Source organism: Corynebacterium sp. HMSC05H05 (genome assembly GCF_001807265.1).
Taxonomy (GTDB): domain Bacteria; phylum Actinomycetota; class Actinomycetes; order Mycobacteriales; family Mycobacteriaceae; genus Corynebacterium.
This window is the reverse complement of record NZ_KV788380.1, coordinates 1-16,785: the sequence shown is the minus strand read 5'-3', so window position 1 is coordinate 16,785 and position 16,785 is coordinate 1. Positions and strand designations below refer to the sequence as shown.

General features: G+C 65.5%; 13 protein-coding genes and 1 tRNA gene. 9 read left to right on the top strand and 5 right to left on the bottom strand.

The window, feature by feature from the left end:
- Positions 1-164: 164 nt before the first annotated feature.
- On the top strand, positions 165-3,014 hold the full coding sequence (locus tag HMPREF3151_RS03285) for a DUF7507 domain-containing protein (RefSeq protein WP_141741292.1): 2,850 nt from the start codon (positions 165-167) through the stop codon (positions 3,012-3,014).
- 174 nt (positions 3,015-3,188) lie between these two features.
- Complete coding sequence (locus tag HMPREF3151_RS03280) at positions 3,189-5,414, top strand: hypothetical protein (RefSeq protein WP_070473465.1); 2,226 nt, start codon at positions 3,189-3,191, stop codon at positions 5,412-5,414.
- A 64-nt stretch (positions 5,415-5,478) separates the two neighbouring features.
- Here the strand turns inward: HMPREF3151_RS03280 and HMPREF3151_RS03275 are convergent, their stop codons facing one another.
- Positions 5,479-6,483 (bottom strand): prephenate dehydrogenase, encoded by a 1,005-nt coding sequence (locus tag HMPREF3151_RS03275; protein ID WP_141741291.1) that lies wholly within the window; start codon positions 6,481-6,483, stop codon positions 5,479-5,481.
- Between the two features lie 50 nt (positions 6,484-6,533).
- Between HMPREF3151_RS03275 and HMPREF3151_RS03270 the strand changes: the two genes are divergently transcribed.
- The 6 genes from HMPREF3151_RS03270 to tgt all read left to right on the top strand — a co-directional run bounded on the left by HMPREF3151_RS03270 (position 6,534) and on the right by tgt (position 11,626).
- Positions 6,534-7,016 carry a tRNA adenosine deaminase-associated protein gene (locus tag HMPREF3151_RS03270; protein WP_070473461.1) on the top strand — a complete coding sequence of 161 codons (483 nt, stop codon included), beginning with the start codon at positions 6,534-6,536 and terminating at the stop codon, positions 7,014-7,016.
- 22 nt (positions 7,017-7,038) lie between these two features.
- Positions 7,039-7,473, top strand: a complete 435-nt coding sequence (locus HMPREF3151_RS03265; RefSeq protein WP_070473459.1) for a nucleoside deaminase — start codon at positions 7,039-7,041, stop codon at positions 7,471-7,473.
- A gap of 76 nt (positions 7,474-7,549) precedes the next feature.
- The gene (locus HMPREF3151_RS03260) at positions 7,550-7,777 is read left to right on the top strand and encodes a CsbD family protein (protein WP_070473457.1); all 228 of its coding nucleotides are present in this window, start codon (positions 7,550-7,552) and stop codon (positions 7,775-7,777) included.
- 38 nt (positions 7,778-7,815) lie between these two features.
- Positions 7,816-7,903, top strand: a tRNA-Ser gene (locus HMPREF3151_RS03255).
- 109 nt (positions 7,904-8,012) lie between these two features.
- On the top strand, positions 8,013-10,376 hold the full coding sequence (locus tag HMPREF3151_RS03250; RefSeq protein ID WP_070473455.1) for an MMPL family transporter: 2,364 nt from the start codon (positions 8,013-8,015) through the stop codon (positions 10,374-10,376).
- The gene (gene tgt / locus HMPREF3151_RS03245) at positions 10,373-11,626 is read left to right on the top strand and encodes a tRNA guanosine(34) transglycosylase Tgt (protein WP_070473449.1); all 1,254 of its coding nucleotides are present in this window, start codon (positions 10,373-10,375) and stop codon (positions 11,624-11,626) included. Before HMPREF3151_RS03250 ends, tgt begins: the two co-directional genes overlap by 4 nt.
- A 2-nt stretch (positions 11,627-11,628) precedes the next feature.
- Here the strand turns inward: tgt and HMPREF3151_RS03240 are convergent, their stop codons facing one another.
- Complete coding sequence (locus tag HMPREF3151_RS03240; RefSeq protein WP_141741290.1) at positions 11,629-12,201, bottom strand: hypothetical protein; 573 nt, start codon at positions 12,199-12,201, stop codon at positions 11,629-11,631.
- A 280-nt stretch (positions 12,202-12,481) separates the two neighbouring features.
- On the bottom strand, positions 12,482-13,129 hold the full coding sequence (locus HMPREF3151_RS03235; RefSeq protein ID WP_070473445.1) for a queuosine precursor transporter: 648 nt from the start codon (positions 13,127-13,129) through the stop codon (positions 12,482-12,484).
- Between the two features lie 19 nt (positions 13,130-13,148).
- Here HMPREF3151_RS03235 and gluQRS point away from each other — a divergent pair, with 19 nt between their 5' ends.
- Positions 13,149-14,069 (top strand): tRNA glutamyl-Q(34) synthetase GluQRS, encoded by a 921-nt coding sequence (gluQRS, locus tag HMPREF3151_RS03230; protein WP_070473472.1) that lies wholly within the window; start codon positions 13,149-13,151, stop codon positions 14,067-14,069.
- A 2-nt stretch (positions 14,070-14,071) separates the two neighbouring features.
- Here gluQRS and HMPREF3151_RS03225 read toward each other — a convergent pair whose 3' ends face one another.
- Positions 14,072-15,769 (bottom strand): alkaline phosphatase D family protein, encoded by a 1,698-nt coding sequence (locus HMPREF3151_RS03225; RefSeq protein ID WP_070473442.1) that lies wholly within the window; start codon positions 15,767-15,769, stop codon positions 14,072-14,074.
- Positions 15,770-15,854: 85 nt separating this feature from the next.
- Positions 15,855-16,358, bottom strand: coding sequence for a ferritin (locus HMPREF3151_RS03220; RefSeq protein ID WP_181889678.1), 504 nt, complete (start codon positions 16,356-16,358; stop codon positions 15,855-15,857).
- Between the last annotated feature and the right edge of the window lie 427 nt (positions 16,359-16,785).

Below are 16,785 nucleotides of genomic sequence, written 5' to 3'. Positions count from 1 at the left end.
GTAACGCTTCGATTGGTGATGTCACTCCGGATCGCATCTCTATCCCAACCTCAACGCCAGCGGAGTCGTCCACTCCGACGTCGACTAAGACGACTACTACGAAGCCGACGACGTCTACTCCCAAGACGACCACGACGAAGCCGTCCACCTCGACGTCGACCAAGGTGACCACGACGACTACGACGCAGCCGTCTACCTCGGCCGCGAAGCCGTCTACTTCGAAGCCGACGACTTCGAAGCCGTCTACCTCGAAGCCGACGACCACGTCCGCGAAGCCGACTGTCGCACCCGCTCCGACCACGGACTCCAAGCCGAAGAATCCGAGCATCATCGGCACTGTCACCGACCCGGAGGGCAACCCGCTTCCGCCGTCGAAGGATAAGGACGGCAAGCCGCAGCCGCCGACCGTGATCGTCAAGGACAAGGACGGCAACCAGGTCGGCGACCCGATCGAGGTCGACGAGAACGGCAACTTCGAGGTTCCGGAGGTGCCGGAGGACGGCGATTACGTGGTGATCGTCGACGCGCCGGACGGCTTCAACGATCCGAAGCCGCAGGTTGTGCCGGTGGAGAAGGGAAAGACCTCCAAGCTGCCGCCGATCAAGGTGGACAAGCCTGAGATCGAGCTGGACAAGAACAAGCCTGCCGCGGAGCCGGGTTCGGTCCACGGCTGGTTGGTCGACGAATCCAACCGTCCGATCACTGGCTCCGACATCAAGCTGGTGAAGAAGGGCGTTACCGACCCGGACACGGGCGAGAAGTTCGACTACGAGGTCCCGGTCAAGGTCGACGCGGACGGCTACTTTGTCACCCCGAAGATCGACTTCAAGTACTTCCCGGACGGCAAGGCCGACTTCGACCTTGAGGTCACCCTGCCCGAGGGCTGGCCGGATGTGGACGTCAAGGGCGACAAGATCAACCGCACGGTGACTGTCGAGTCTGGCAAGTCCACCCCGGTCGAGATCAAGGTTGAGGCGCCGAAGACCCAGTCCATCGTCGGCCGCGTCGACGACGGCAACGGCAACGCTGTGCCGGGCACCACCGTTGTGGTGACCGATCCGCGCGGCAACTCCCGCGTCATCCCGGTCGAGGACGACGGCTCCTTCGAAATCGACGACGTCATTCCGGGCGTCCACGATGTGGAGATCCTCACCCCGGGCCGCGGCAACGATGCTGACCCGATCAAGGTGCCGGTGCGCGCTGGCGAGGATGTCGAGCTGCCGGAGATCCACCTGACCGAGAACAAGTCCCTGAAGCTTGAGAAGCGAGTTTGGGGCCGTGACGCCGACAACAACGGCAAGGTCAAGAACGAGGACGGCGAGCTTGTCGACGATGTGATGACCGTCAAGGACGGCGAGGACCTCCTCTACGCCCTGATTGTCACCAACGACGGCGACACGCCGATCAAGGACATCACGTTCGACGATCCGGAGCTGGAGAAGCGCAACATTGAGCTGACCATGCCGGAAGGCTGGACCGCTGAGTCTGAGCTGGCTCCGGGCGACTCCAAGGTCTTCAGCGCCAAGATGAAGGCGCCGGAGGATGCGTTCGACTTCAACAACGTCGCAACCGCAAGCGGTGTCACCTCCAAGGGCGAGAAGGTCAGCTCCCTGCCGGACTCCGCGTACACCAAGTTCCTGCGTGGCGCAGTGTCGAAGAAGGTCAACGCCCGCTTCGCCACCAACAAGGATAAGCCGGTGAAAGCCGAAGCGAACTCGCCGCTGGGCTTCACCTACGAGGTGACCAACACCGGTTCCACGCCGATGGTGAATGTTTCTCTCACCGACATCGTCTACGAGGACGGCGTCGACGAGGACAAGTGCGAGCCGGCGAAGGCGTCCGACAAGAACGAGGACAGCCAGTGCTACGACCTCGATGTCAAGGCGCCGGAGGATTTCAACGGCACCCTGCTGCCGGGCGAGCGGGTGATCTTCACCGCCGAGCTGCCGGAGGGCCTCAAGGAGGGTGCAAAGCACCACAACGCAGCTGAGGCTCGTGGCGAGCTGCCGGCACGTCCGGGCCGCGGCGACAGCTACACCGGCGAGCCGGAGTACGGCGAGGACCCGTCGTCCGTGCTGATCATCTCCCCGAAGGACAACATCAAGGGCAACGCCCACGTTGTGGTCTCCGAGGGCGCAGAGATCGACTCCAGCAACCTCCAGGTGATTGCTTGGGTCGACGACAACGGCAACGGCAAGCAGGATCCGGAAGAGAGCCTGACCGGCCTGAAGATCTCCCTGGTGCCGTCCGACGGTGCCCCGTCCTTCGCCGGCGATTCCGACGAGAACGGCAACGTCCTGTTCGAGGGCACGCCGTACGGCAAGTACTCGGTGAAGATTGACAGCCCGGGCAACCTGCGCCTGGTCGACCCGAAGGATCCGGAGAACAACTCCTTCGATCCGGGTGCGGTCCTCGAGTCCAAGGAATTCGAGGTCAACAAGGACGAGCAGTACATCAACCTCCAGCTGGAGACCCCGCGTACCGCAGGCATCTCCGAGGGTGGCGCTGCACAGGGCGACGAGGACGGCAGCTCCCTGGGCAAGTGCCTGGCATCTGCGTCCTCCGTGTCCAACCCGGTTGCATGGCTGGTTCCGATCGGCCTGCTCGGTGCCGTCATGGGCGGCATCGGCGTGATGTTCGAGGATGAGCTGAACCAGGTTTCCGCCCAGGCCAACGCCGCACTCCGCCAGGCCCTGCCGGAGACGAACTTCGGCAACGGCTTCAACTTCGAGCGTCCGCAGTGGATGAACGAGATCCAGGCGCAGATCGACGGCGTGAACCGTCAGCTGGCAGAAATCAACCCGGCTGCCCCGGCAGCCGCCGGCGGTGTGGCACTGCTGGCACTGGCTGGTCTGCTTACCGGCCTGTACTACGCAAGCTGTGAGCTGGGCTGGGCTGATCCGCAGGAGGGCGGTAGCTCCTCCAAGGATTCCGAGGGCTCCAGCTCCGAGGGCTCCAGCTCCGAGAAGACCGACGCTGAGGCTGAGGACCAGCCGGAAGAGGCCACCAACTAAAGCCCCGCTCCATGGTTAAGATATCAGCGGCACCCCGGCCTCGTCGAGACGCATCGGCGAGGCCGGGGTGCTGTGTTTTTACAGGCAATAAATATTGAGACAGCGCGCTGAAACGTATAGATTCGTAGATGCTTTTTGGGCTTTCGCGCGCTTTTTCACATTCGAGAGGTAATAATGGCTTCAAACTCCAAGGTCAACCGCATCGCCGGGCTGTCGCTCGCCGCTGCAGTCGCGGGCACGCTCACACTCGTGCCCGTTGCGAAGGCGGATACGTCGTCTCCGTCCTCGGAGTCCGCTACTTCGAAGGCTCCTATCGTCTCCACGGAGGACACGAGCTCCGCCGCTCCGGTTTCCTCGGTGTCTTCCTCCACCTCTGCGTCGGCCAGCGAGTCCGCTTCCGCGGTGAAGCCGGCTGAGGGGTCCACGAAGGCGTCGACAAGCAAGGTTGCCCCCACAACCAAGGCGGACACCGCGCAGGAGTGGGCCGACATCCTCAAGGGCTTCGCCTCCCTGATCGTCTCGGCGACGGCCGCTGGCTCCGGCACCGCGGGTGTGGAGTACACCTCTGACAACCACACCTACAGCGCCGTGGCCAGCAACCCGACCAACGGCCGCCTCTACGCCGTGTCCAACGAGGGCCACCTGCTGCGCATCCACCCGCAGACCGGCAACCTGAAGGACCTGGGCGCGATCCCGGGCGTGGACGCCAAGGAGATCACCTCCGCGGCCTTCACGCAGGACGGCACCTTCGTGCTTTTCGACGGCGAAGCCGTCCACACCAAAGACCTCGCAGACGACGAAACCGGTCCGAAGAGCGCCCCGAAGAACCTCGAGTTTGTGAAGAAGCCTATCGAAGGCGTGCGCGACCTGCCGGAGCTTGCGTGGGCTCCTACCGACAACGACGCCGAGCTGGTCGCACTCGGCGTTAAGGACGGCAAGGCGACGCGCTACACCCTGAACGTGAAGGGCGAGGAAGCCACCGCCGCCGAGGCTCCTGCCGAGGTTGCAAAGGGCGTCGACCTGGATGACGTCGTCGCGTTCGAGTACGCCTACCTGGAGGATGACGCCACGTTCTTCGCCGACGGCGAAGGCAACGCCGTGAAGTTCGAAGACGGCAAGATCGTCGACGTTGAGGCTGACCGCTCTGCCGAGGACAACTACAAGGCAGTGGCGGGCCTGGAGGCGAAGCCGGCCTCCGCCGCCGGCGAGACCCCGGTGGCCGGTTCCGGCCAGCCGACCGCCGACGCTGATGCGCCGACGGTGTCCGCCACCAACACCGCGGAGCCGACGCCGTCCAAGAAGTCCCCGAGCATTGGCCAGAAGGCCCCCGAGGTTGTCGAGCTCGACGTTGAGGTGCTGACCGAGGACGGCCGCCCAGTGCAGGGCGTCACCTTTGTCAGCAAGGACGGCACTGTCGACGGCAGCACCGACGAAACCGGCAAGGGCAAGGTATCCCTCAAGGTTGACGATGCCTCCCGCGAGAAGAAGGCCTTCAACCTGGCAATCGCCGAGGCGCCGGAAGGCTGGGGCGACTCCGTGGCTGAGGTTCAGCGCGGCGCCAAGTCCGTGAAGTTCATCCTCCCGGAGGGCGAGAACGCGTCTGCGACCACCACCGTGGCGGCGCAGGCGGGCACGCCGACGTCGACGCCTGCCACCACCACGACGAAGAAGACTACGGAGCAGGACAGCGACGGCCTGATCGAGGTGGACGTCCTGGTCAAGACCGCCGACGACAAGGTCGTCGAGGGCGCCGAGTTCAAGAGCGAGGACGGCCGCGTCTTCGGCACCACCGATGCGAACGGCCGCGGCAAGGTCACCATCGACCCGAAGAAGGACAATGCGAAGCTCGTCCAGCTCACGCTGAAGGAAGCGCCGAAGGGGTACAAGAACGCCGACGTGGTGATCCGCCGCGGCGACACTGAGGCAGAGCTCGTGCTCCCGCGCGACCCCAACGCGACCCCGTCGTCCACGCTGAGCAAGCCGGACCAGGTGCTGAAGGTCATTGACCAGGTCCGTCCAATGGCGTCGTCCTTCCTCGCCCCGGCGGCCGCACTGGCTGGCGCTGGCGGCCTAGCGGGCGCGGCTGGCGCCGGTGGCTCGAAGACCACCAAGACCACGTTCGGCGGCACGAAGGTGACCTCGAGCAGCACCACGGGCCGTTCCACGGGCCGCTCCACCAGCGTGACCCCGTCCGCGAAGGTGGTCACCCGCAACGGCAACTCCACCAAGGTGGCCAAGGCGAACACTTCTACCCGCGCTACCACCTCCTCCGACACGGAGCGTGACGGTGATCTCGCGGATACCGGTACCCCGATGCGCGCAATTATCGCGCTCGGTGTGCTGTCCGTGCTCATCGGTGGCGCTTACCTGGCACTGGGCCGCCGGCGCGAAAACCAGTAAGACCGCGTAGAACACAAAAGGCGGCTCCCTGACATGGGGAGCCGCCTTTTGTCATGCCGGAAGGTTAAAACACTTCGACGCGCCCGCCCACGGACTCGATCTGCACCAGCTGCTTCTCCCAGCCCGGGGTGCCCGGGTGCACGCGCATGATCGGGCGCGACGAGATCTCCACGGGCGAGACCGACTCGCGCCGCGCTCCCTTGCGCGCGGCCATGCGCAGGTGGGCGCGGTGGCCGGATTTGGCCAGCTCCTCAAGCGACGGGCGCTCGCTGGACAGGGAGTCGCGGGCGTCCTGGAGGAGGTTGATGAACTCGTCGAGCACCGGCACCAGGGATTCCGCGTTGGTTTCGCACATGTTGCGCACCAGATCCGGGTCGGTGCTGGCCACGCGCGTGGAGCCGCGGAAGGATCCAGCGGACAGGGACTGCGCCAGCGTGCCTCCGTGGTCGCCGACTAAGGCCAGCGCCTCGGCGATCACGTGCGGCAGGTGGGACACGCGGGCGACGGCCTCGTCGTGGCGGTCCACAGAGACCGGCACCGCCTCCGCGCCGACCACCGAAGCCATGCGGCAGACCACAGTGAACAGCTCCGCCCACGCGGTGTCCCCGGGGTGCTCGCGCGCGTAGTCGAAGGTCACGGCCCACGCGGCGCTTGCGAACAGACCCTCCTGGGAGGCGGTCCACCCGGAAAATTCCGTGCCGGCCATCGGGTGCCCGCCCACATAGCGGGACTCCAGGCCGCGCTCGACCACCAGGTCGTAGACTGGCTTTTTCACGCTGACCACGTCGGTGATGCCGCACGAGGGCGCGAATTCGGCCACCTGGTCCAGCACCGAGGCCACGGCCCGCATCGGCACTGCCACAACCACCAGCGCGCGGTCGTGTTCGGCGCGGCGCAGCACTTCCTCCACGGAGTCGGATACGTCGAATCCGTCCCTGCGGGCGGCGCGGGCACCGTGCAGCGTGAAGCCGTAGACGCGCTCCCCACGCGTTTGCAGGTCGCGCATGAGCGATCCGCCGATGAGTCCGAGGCCGACAATGCACACTGGGGGCAGCTGATGGGTAGTCACCGCACTCAGTCTAGTGACACCTCCGCGGGCGCGGACTACGCTTCGACACCATGAGCCAGGATTTCCCGGACGGGTACGCAGTCACCGTCGAGCGCGCAGATGGCGCGTGGCATGTCCGCGAGTTCGACGACGACTTTTCGGACCTTTCCACCTCCATCACCGCGGTGCGGAACCTGCGCGCCGAGGGGCCGGCGTTTGCGCTGCTCAACGTGGAGGAGGACTACCTGGTCATCGTGCGCCCGGGGCCGTCGCAAACCCGCGTGCTCATCTCGGATGCGACGATGGCGGTGGACGACGATTTCGCCGCGGACATCCTGGATGAGGCGGACGCCGAGATCCCGGACATTGACCCGGACGAGCTGGACAATGTGGACGCGTGGGCGGACGGGGACTTCGACATCCTCGCGGACCTCGGCCTGTCCGAGGAGCAGATGAGCATTTTGCTTGACGACGACGCGGATCCGGCCGACCTCGCCCAGTCAATCGCCGACGAGCTCGGGTTTGGCGACGAGTTGGACGACGTTGTCGGTTAGCCTGCGGCGCGCCGAGGAGCGCATGCGCGTCGCGCTCGAGACCGCCAAACAGACTCCCGCCGGCGACGTACCGGTGGGCGCTGTCGTGTTTGATGCCGCGGGCGAGGTGGTGGGCAGGGGCGTGAACCGTCGAGAAGCGAACTGCGATCCCACCGCCCACGCCGAGGTGGAAGCGATCCGCGACGCCGCGCGGACGTTGGGGGCGTGGCGGCTGGACGGCTGCGAGCTGGTGGTAACGCTGGAGCCGTGCACGATGTGTGCGGGCGCGATCCTGGGGGCGCGGGTGTCCTCGCTGGTCTTCGGCGCGTGGGAGCCGAAGACCGGCGCGGTGGGCAGTGTGCTGGACGCGATCCGGGACCCGCGCCACCTGCACACCCCCGAGGTGCGCGCGGGCGTGCTGGAGGCGGAAGCTGCCTTCATGCTCAAAAGCTTCTTTAAAGGCCTGAGGGTTAATTGAATCGTTACCCAACGCCGCGCCATTCGGACCTATAGTGGGCGAACGCAACCGAAAATCAACGAAAAGGAGTTAGACAATGGGTATCGAGGACAAGGCAGACCAGCTCAAGGGCGGCGCTAAGGAAGCTCTGGGCAACCTCACCGATAACGAGAAGCTCGCCAACGAGGGCAAGGCTGACCAGCTGGTCGGCTCCGCCAAGGAGAAGCTCTCCGAGGCTGGCGACGCTATCAAGGACAAGGCCAACGAGGTCGCCGCGAAGGTCGAGGACAAGCGCGACGAGGCTGAGGACCAGGCTGAGCGCTAATTTGGTTATCCGGCAGCGCTGCCGTTAATCTGTTCGGCGGTAGCGTGTCCGAGCGGCCGAAGGTACTCGCCTCGAAAGCGAGTGAGGGTAAAACCTCCGCGGGTTCAAATCCCGCCGCTACCGCCAAAGTGTCAAGCCCCCGGAAACGGGGGCTTTTCGCATGTCGGGGGCGGCCACTAGGATGGGCCGGGTTACGCTCGCGCGGGCCGCGGGCGGGAAGGAACGGGTCTTTTACGTGGCGAAACTGCTGTACAAACTCGGGCGCTGGTCGTACCTGCACAAGTGGCGGGTGATCGTCGCCTGGCTGCTGCTGCTCGGGGCGACGGCCGCTGGCGCGTTGTCGCTGATGAAGCCGTTCACGGACGAGTTCGCTATCGAGAACACCCCGGCGATTGACGCGCTGGATTCCATGGCGGAGAACTTCCCCGACGCGGGCAACGTGGCCACCGCGCCGAGCGTGAACCTGGTCTTCGCCGCGCCCGAAGGGGAGCGGCTGGACACCCCGGAGCACATGGCGGCGATGGATCAGACCGTAGGTTACATCCGCGACCACCTGGGCGTGGAGGGGCAGCGCTTTGGCAATCCGGTGCAGGTCAATGAGGAGCTGCAGCGCATCATCATCGACCAGATGTCGGAGATGGGCATGCCGTCCGAGCGCGCGGAGGCGGACGCGCACAACATGCGGATGCTTTCCGACGATGGCCGCATCGCCTACACCACCTTCGACTTCGATGCCCCGTCCTCGATGTCCGTGGACCAGGCGGACCGCGATGTGGTGACTGAGGCCATGCAGCTGGGCCGCGACGCCGGGCTGCAGGTGGAGGCCGGCGGTGCCGGCTTCGGCGACCCGATCGCGGTGAAGACCACCTCCGAGATGGTTGGCCTGGGCGTGGCGTTTGTGGTGCTGGTGGTCACGTTTGGTTCGCTGGCCGCGTCGGTGATCCCGCTGATCTCCGCCGTGGTGGGCGTGGGCATCGGCGCGCTTTTGGTGCTGCTGACCACCCACTGGGTGGAGCTGAACAACGTCACCCCGGTGCTGGCGGTGATGATCGGTCTGGCCGTGGGCATCGACTACGCACTGTTCATCCTCTCCCGCTACCGGCAGGAAGCGCGGGACCTGCCGCCGGACGAGGCCGCAGGCATGGCGGTGGGCACCGCCGGTTCCTCGGTGGTCTTCGCCGGCACCACGGTGTTCACCGCCCTGGTGGCGCTGGCGCTGGCGGGCATTGAGTTCCTCACCTGGATGGGCCTGGCGGCCGCGGCCACCGTGGCGATCTCCGTGCTGGTGGCGCTCACACTCGTGCCCGCGCTGTTGGGCCTGTGGGGCTCGAAGGCGTTCGCCGGCAAGATCCCCGGCCTGGCCGGCAACCCCGGGCCCGGCAAGCGCCCGGGCAAGGACCTGGACGGCAACTCCCTGGGCCGGCGCTGGGTCCGCTTCGTGGAAAAGGCCCCCGGCCTGGTCATGGCCGTGGTGGTGCTGGGCTTAAGCGCGCTGAGTATCCCGGTGCTGAACCTGGAGATGGCCCTGCCGTCGGACACCACCTCCAACCTGGACACCACCCAGCGCAAGTCCGCCGACCTGATGGCGGAGGGCTTCGGCCCCGGCGTCAACGCCCCACTTTTGCTGGTGGTGGACGCGCACAGCGTCAACCCGGACTCGGAAATCCTGCAGCCGTACATGGACGCCATCCCGGACGAGGCCGGCGGCGACGCCGAAAAGGCCGCGATGGCCAGCTTCATCTACACCGTGGGCGAGGTCGGTGCCGTCGGCGGCATCACCCACGCCCAGCTCATCGGCGCCAACGAGGACTTCACCGCCGCGCAGATCCTGGCCACCCCAGACGGCGGACCCGAGGAGCAGCGCACCCTCTCCGTCGCCCACGGCGTGCGCGACGTGATCGGCCAGGTGGAAGACGCCACCGGTACCGACATAGGGCTGACCGGCCTGACCGCGGTGCAGATGGACATCACCGAGGAACTCGCCGAGGCCATGCCGCTGTACCTGACCATCGTGGTGGGCCTGGCCATCGTGCTGCTCATGGTGGTGTTCCGCTCCATCCTCGTGCCCCTCGTGGCAGGCCTGGGCTTCCTGCTCTCGGTGGGCGCCGCGTTCGGCGTCACCGTCCTGGTCTTCCAGGAGGGGTTGTTCGGCCTGGTCAACACACCGGGCCCGATCCTGTCGTTCCTGCCCATCTTCATGATCGGCGTGACCTTCGGCCTGGCCATGGACTACCAGGTCTTCCTGGTCACGCGCATTCGTGAGGCGTATCTGAAACGTGGAAACGTCGATAAGCTTCGCGCCGTCCACGAATCCACCGTCGAAGGTTTCGCGCAGGGCGCACGCGTGGTCACCGCCGCCGCGATCATCATGATCGCCGTGTTCATCGCGTTCTTGGACCAGCCGCTGCCATTCATCCAAATCTTCGGCTTCGCCCTCGGCATCGCCGTGCTCTTCGACGCCTTCTTTATCCGCATGGCCCTCGTCCCCGCCACCATGTACATCCTGGGCCGCTCCACCTGGTGGATGCCCAAGTGGCTCGACCGTCTCCTGCCCGAAGTGGACGTCGAGGGCACCGAACTAGAAAAGGAACACGCATGACCGACGTGACGTTTGAGGCCCACACCCAGCTCGAGCCCGCGCCGGGTCGCCACGGCCGCACCGGTGTGATCCACACCCCGCACGGCGACATTCAGACCCCGGCGTTCATCCCCGTGGCCACGAAGGCGACGGTGAAAACGCTCACGCCGGAGCAGATCCGCCAAACCGGCGCGCAGGCGATCTTGTCCAATGCGTACCACCTGTACCTGCAGCCCGGCCCCGACATCGTGGACGAGGCCGGCGGTGTGGCCGCGTTTGAAAACTGGCACGGGCCCACCTACACCGACTCCGGCGGCTTCCAAGTGATGAGCCTCGGTGTCGGGTTTAAGAAGGTCCTGGCCATGGACGTGGCGGGGCTGACCGATTCCGACATCCGCGCCGCGAACAAGGACCGCATGGCGCGCGTGGACGACGACGGCGTGGACTTCAAATCCGTCATCGACGGCTCGTCGCACCGCTTCACGCCCGAGGTGTCCATGCAGATCCAGCACCAGCTCGGCGCCGACATCATGTTCGCCTTCGACGAGCTGACCACCCTCGTGGACACCCGCGCCTACCAGGAGCATTCCGTCGAGCGCACGCGCCGCTGGGCCCGCAGGTGCCTGCTCGAGCATGATCGCTTAACGACGGCACGTTCCAGCAAACCCCTCCAATCCCTCTGGGGCGTCGTCCAGGGTGCCCAATACGAGGACCTGCGCCGATCCGCCGTGCGGGGCCTGTTGGACCTGGACAAGGAGGCGCGCGCCGAGGGCCGCCGCGGCTTTGGCGGCTTCGGCATCGGCGGCGCGCTGGAGAAAGAGAACCTGGGCACCATCGTCGGCTGGGTCACCGACGAACTGCCCGTTTCGATGCCGCGTCATCTGCTGGGGATTTCCGAACCGGACGACATCTTCACCGCCGTCGAGGCCGGCGCCGACACCTTCGACTGCGTGGCACCGACCCGCCTGGGCCGCCGCGGCGGGGTATACACCCTGGACGGTCGGATGAACCTCGCCGGCGCCCGGTTCAAGCGCGACTTCGCCGGGGTGGACGAGGAGTTCGGCGGCTACGTCTCCGAAAACTACTCGCGGGCCTACATCCACCACTTGCTCAAGGCCAAGGAGTTTTTGGCCGGCACGCTGTGCACGATGCACAACCTGGAGTTCATGATCCGGCTGGTGGACAACATCCGCGCCGCCATCGACGCCGGCGACTACGAGGCCTACCGCGACGAGTTCCTCGGCCGCTACTACGCGGGGCGGGCGAAGTAGGGCTACAAGCGCTCGAGGATCATGTTCATCGTGTCGGTGGCCGCCGCGATGTTCTCTTCGGTGGGCACGGTGAGGTTCACGTTGACAATCGCGCCGTTTTTCTGGGCCAGAGAGTTGTAGGTGTCCAACTGCAGACCGTCAGTTTCGGTCCTTTGGATGATCGAGTAGCCCTTTTCCGCATTCGCAGTAAACGGCAGCTGCTCGATGGTGATGTGCATCGTCCCAGCTTCAGTGGTGTACGAGTAGTTCTCGCATTTATCCAGGCTGGCGCTTACCTTGTCGGCCAGCGGGTCTTTCGTTGCACTGCGGTGGTAGGCGATCGCAGAAAACCCGTCGGTCTGAAGGTCACCGATGGTGAACGTCTTTGGCGACATTTTTTCGGGGATGTACTCTTCCTCGCTCTTCTTGAACTCTTCGGCGCATTCAGGCGGATCGAAGGAGTGGTTCTCCACGCCCTCAAGGTCGCGCGTTTGTTGTGCGTACTCCTCGATCTGTTCTGGCGGATACGCAGCGATTTGCTCACCCTTGTACGTGATGCCATCAAGGAGCTGGGAGAAATCCATGTCCTCTGGCATTTCGGTCAACGTATCGTTTGAGACGTTGTCCTCCGAGACCGCCGCGGACGATTCTGGGGTGTCCTGCTCTTGGCTTTCTTGCTCGCTGGAACTGCACCCAGCCGCGAGCAACAGAGCGCACGCCGCGAGGGAGGCTCCGATTGTTTTCATTGGTGGAGCTGTCTTCATGATGCTTCCCCTTTATTGCGTCATTCGGTGATCGGCCAGCCGATTTGGCAAGTAGTTTTCAGCATAGAAGCAATTACGGGTGCGGGCGGGGTGGGGGCGAGGGCACGCCCCTTTACACCGCCGCGCGCTCCTCGGCCCGGCGCACCGCGGCGATGGTCGGGTACGTCACCGGCAGGAGCACGACCTCCATGGCGGTTTTCCACACGAAGCCGACCACCACGTAGTTCATAAACGCACCGAAAGAGTCGATGCCGATGACGCTGGCGGCGATGGAGCAAAACAGCAGTGTGTCGGCGAATTCCCCGACCACGGTGGAGCCGATCAGGCGCGCCCAGAGCCGCTGCCCGCCGAAGCGGTCTTTCATCCGCTGCAGCACCCACGCGTTGAGCAGCTGTCCCACCACGTACCCGGTCAGTGACGCCGCCACGATCTGAGGCAGGAGGCCGAGGACGGCGGCGAAGGTGTCGTCCATGTCGTAAAACTCGGCGGCCGGCAGCCAGATCGCGATGTAGAAGGACAGGACCGCAACGACGGCGATGCCGAAGCCGGTGAACACGGCGCGGCGGGCGGCTTTGAACCCGTAGACCTCGGCGATCACGTCGCCGATGACATACGAGATGGGGAAGAGGAAGAACGCGCCGTCGGTGATCAGCGGCCCGAGTGCTACGCCTTTTTGTGCGGTGATGTTGGAGATCAAAAACACTGCGCAGAAGAGGGCGAGCAGGTAGGGGTACGGGGAGCGGGAAACGCGGGGTGACATGCGATTTATCATGGCACACATGTCTGATTTTCAAGCTCCCGCGGGCCGCTACGCGCCGAGCCCCAGCGGTGATCTGCACTTCGGCAACCTCCGCACCGCGGTGCTGGCGTGGTTGTTCTCGCGCCAGACGGGCCGCAACTTCTACCTGCGGGTGGAAGACATTGACTCGGAGCGCTCGTCCGCGGAGTCTGCGCAGCGCCAGATCGAGGACTTGGAAGCGCTGGGGCTGGATTTCGATCCGCCGGTGATCTACCAGCACGATCGCGGCGACGCGTACGCGGAGGCGCTGTCCCGCCTGGACACCTACGAGTGTTACTGCTCCCGCCGCGACATCCGTGAGGCGGCCTCGGCGCCCCACGCCCAGCCCGGCATGTACCCGGGCACCTGCCGCAATCTCACAGAAGAGCAGCGTGCTTTACGACGCTCCGAGCTCCACGCCGAAGGCCGCCTCCCGGCAATCAGGCTGCGCGCGCACGTGCGGGAGTGGACGGTGCACGACTTCTACCAGGGCGAATACACCGGTCTGGTGGACGATGTGATCCTGAAGCGCGGCGGGCGCATCGACCAGGCGCAGGCGGGGGACTGGGCGTACAACCTGGCCGTGGTGGTCGACGACGGCTACCAGGGCGTGGACCAGGTGGTGCGCGGAGACGATCTGCTGTTTTCGGCGCCGGCGCAGGCGTACCTCGCCGACCGCTTAGGGCTCACAATCCCCTCGTATGTTCATGTTCCGCTCGTGGTGGGGCCGGAGGGACGTCGATTAGCAAAGCGCGATGGGGCGGTGACGTTGCGGGAGATGCTGCGCGAAAACAGTGCGGAAGAAGTGGTGGCGCACATCGCGGAATCGCTCGGCTGCGCGGGCGTTTCGAACGTCCAGAAGTTGCGGGAGGTTTTTGATCCGGCGCAGCTGTCGCGCCAACCGTGGTCGTGGGCGGGATAGGCTCATTGCCCGAAGCCCTCGCCTTTGCGCCACGTCAGGGTCGCGCCGGGGGAGACGGGTGAGGCCGGGTCCAGGATGTTGTGTACGCGAAGCCACTGCGCGTCCACCTGCTCGGGCGTGATGTCCACAACCGTGTAGCCGTGCGTGTCCAGCGCCACGTGGTGCAGGCTGGGGTTCGCCGCGCGCAGGTAGCCGCACGCCGCGCCGAAGATGGGGTGGCCGGTGCGGATCTTCGTCGACTCCGCCACGTTCGGCGCGGTGATGGAGGAGCAGACGATCTCGCAGCCGATCTCCTCGCCGCCGTGGGCGATGGTGTGCGCCCACTCGGAGTGGATGTCGCCGGTGAGGAAGATCGGCTGCTTGCCTAAACGGCCCAGGGCGTTGATCAGGCGGCGGCGCTCGAAGTCGTAGCCGTCCCACTGGTCGCCGTTGAGCGGCATGTCGTTGAGCTCGGGCAACGGTGCCTGCGCCGGCACGATGTTCGCGCTGAGTGACTTCGCGACGGGCCGCGTGGCCGCGTGGTTGAACGCCGCGCCGAGGTGCAGCGGGGAGAACATCACGGAGTTGCCCAGTGCGTTCCACGTCGCGGTGGAGTGTTCGAGAGTGTCGATGAGCCAGTCGTACTGTTCGGAGCCGAGCATCGTGCGGGCGTCGCCGGTTTGGCGGGCGCCGCCGCGCCAAAACTCCTTGTCGCGGTAGGTGCGCAGGTCCATGATGGTCAGCTCCACCAGGTCGCCGAAACGCAGGGAGCGGTAGATGTGGCCCTCGTCGGACGTTTCGGTCAGGCGCACCGGCATCCATTCGTAGTAGGCGCGCATGGCGGCGTCGCGGCGGGTGTGGAAGTCGCCCTCGTCCGCGTTGTGGTTGTCGGCGCCGTCGCGCCAGTTGTTGTTGGCGATTTCGTGGTCGTCCCACACCACCACCCACGGCATGGCGGCGTGGGCGTCGCGCAGGTGCGGGTCGGTGCGGTAGCGGCCGTAGCGGGTGCGGTAGTCCGCCAGGGCGACAATTTCGTGGGCGGGCTGGTGCAGGCGCACGGGCCCGTAGCCGGCGTATTCGTACTGGGCGTATTCGTAGATGTAGTCGCCGAGGAAGACGGTCAGGTCCAGCTCGCCCGCCCAGGCGCGGGCCGCCATGTCCTTGTAGGCGGTGAAGAAGCCGGATTCCCAGTTGGCGCAGGAGGCGACGGCCCAGCGCTGCCGGTCCACGTGGCCAGCGGGTGCGGTTTTGGTGCGGCCGAGCGGGGAGGCGGCGCCCTCGTGCGGGCCGTTGGCCACGGTGAACGCGTAGTAGTAGACGGTGTCCGGTTCCAGGCCGGACACGTCGACGTGGATGGTGTGGTCGCGCTCCACGCGGCTTTCGGTCTCGCCCTCGGCGACGACGTTGCGAAGCTGCGTGTCGCGCGCGACCCGCCAGCGCACCCGGGTGTTGGCGCCGCCGCCGGAGCCGGGCATCGCGTGCTCGTCGGAGGTGATGCGCGTCCAGATCACCACCGCGTCCGCCAGCGGGTCGCCGGAGGCCACGCCGTGCACAAACGGCAGCGGCGCTAGCTCCATCTCCACGGGCACCGGCTTCGTCGGCAGCGTGCTCTGCGACTGCGCGCTCGGCACCGCCACCGCCGCACCCGCCGCCGAGGTTGCCACAGCGGCGGTGCGTAGGAAGTTGCGGCGGGAGACTGTGTGCGGCGAGTTCACGCCCATATCTTGGGCCGTGGATGGCAGTCCCGCGACCCGAGTGGCGCGATTTTGCGGGGATTTCAGCTCGAATTTTCGCGCTGTTTACCCTTTACGCGGATGGGGTCGCGATGTCGCGGTTGCCCAGCCGGGCGTCGATACGCAGAAGGCCCGAGCCGTCATCGCCGACGAGGTTGAGCTGGTCGAGGATCTCACCGACGGTGGCCTCCTCCTCGACCTGCTCGTTGAGGAACCAGTTGAGCAGGGCGCGGGACTCGAGGTCACCGACTTCGTCGGCAAGCCGGGTGATGGTGCGGATCTGCTCGGAGACCTTCCGTTCGTGGGCGAGCGCGGCCTCGAATGCCTGGCGCGGCGTGTTGATCTCCGGCGCGTTGATCTCGATGGTCTTCGGCACGACGCGCTCACCGCGGTCGATGAGGTGCTGGGCGAACTTCAGTGCGTGCTCGCACTCCTCCTTTGCTTGGGCGACGAACCACTGGCACAGGCCCGGGAAGGACAGTGCGTCCATCTCGTTGGCCAGGTGGCGGTAGGTGTAGGCGGCTGCGTACTCTTCGGTGACTTGCTGGTTGATGGCGTCTTTGAGCTGTTGGTCGATCATGGTGCGCAATCGTACGCGAAATTTTGTAGCTAGGTAAGCCTTGCCTAAAAATTTTTTAGGAGGAGCCCTATGGCGGTGAGTGGGTGTGTTGCAACGGCATTGATGACAGATCTGTCGTTTAACCCCAATTCCCCCACGCGTATATGCGAAAACCGGCACCCACGCGGGGCACCGGTTTCGGATTTTGCGGAGGATGTGGTGTCTGAGGTCACGACATATTTGACGGGGTGTGCCTGCGGAAGGCGTTGTGATCCTTGACAGGTCAGTCGCGTCATTGTTGACACTTAGGGTTACCTCAGTCGTGTCGGTGATGTTTGACTGGTGAGTCGGGACATGTTTGACACTATGAACAGCCCCAACCGCAACCTCGCTATCGTCAGAGCCGTCAGAGAGAGAGTGTCCGATTCTTTGTGTGCGGGGGTTT

What these genes read in the sequence shown, in the direction of transcription:
- HMPREF3151_RS03280 (WP_070473465.1), top strand. Translation starts at nt 3,189, where the DNA reads ATGGCTTCAAACTCCAAGGTCAACCGCATCGCCGGGCTGTCGCTCGCC.
- HMPREF3151_RS03270 (WP_070473461.1), top strand. Translation starts at nt 6,534, where the DNA reads ATGAGCCAGGATTTCCCGGACGGGTACGCAGTCACCGTCGAGCGCGCA.
- HMPREF3151_RS03265 (WP_070473459.1), top strand. Translation starts at nt 7,039, where the DNA reads ATGCGCGTCGCGCTCGAGACCGCCAAACAGACTCCCGCCGGCGACGTA.
- HMPREF3151_RS03260 (WP_070473457.1), top strand. Translation starts at nt 7,550, where the DNA reads ATGGGTATCGAGGACAAGGCAGACCAGCTCAAGGGCGGCGCTAAGGAA.
- tgt (WP_070473449.1), top strand. Translation starts at nt 10,373, where the DNA reads ATGACCGACGTGACGTTTGAGGCCCACACCCAGCTCGAGCCCGCGCCG.
- HMPREF3151_RS03240 (WP_141741290.1), bottom strand. Translation starts at nt 12,201, where the DNA reads ATGCCAGAGGACATGGATTTCTCCCAGCTCCTTGATGGCATCACGTAC.
- HMPREF3151_RS03235 (WP_070473445.1), bottom strand. Translation starts at nt 13,129, where the DNA reads ATGTCACCCCGCGTTTCCCGCTCCCCGTACCCCTACCTGCTCGCCCTC.
- gluQRS (WP_070473472.1), top strand. Translation starts at nt 13,149, where the DNA reads ATGTCTGATTTTCAAGCTCCCGCGGGCCGCTACGCGCCGAGCCCCAGC.
- HMPREF3151_RS03225 (WP_070473442.1), bottom strand. Translation starts at nt 15,769, where the DNA reads ATGGGCGTGAACTCGCCGCACACAGTCTCCCGCCGCAACTTCCTACGC.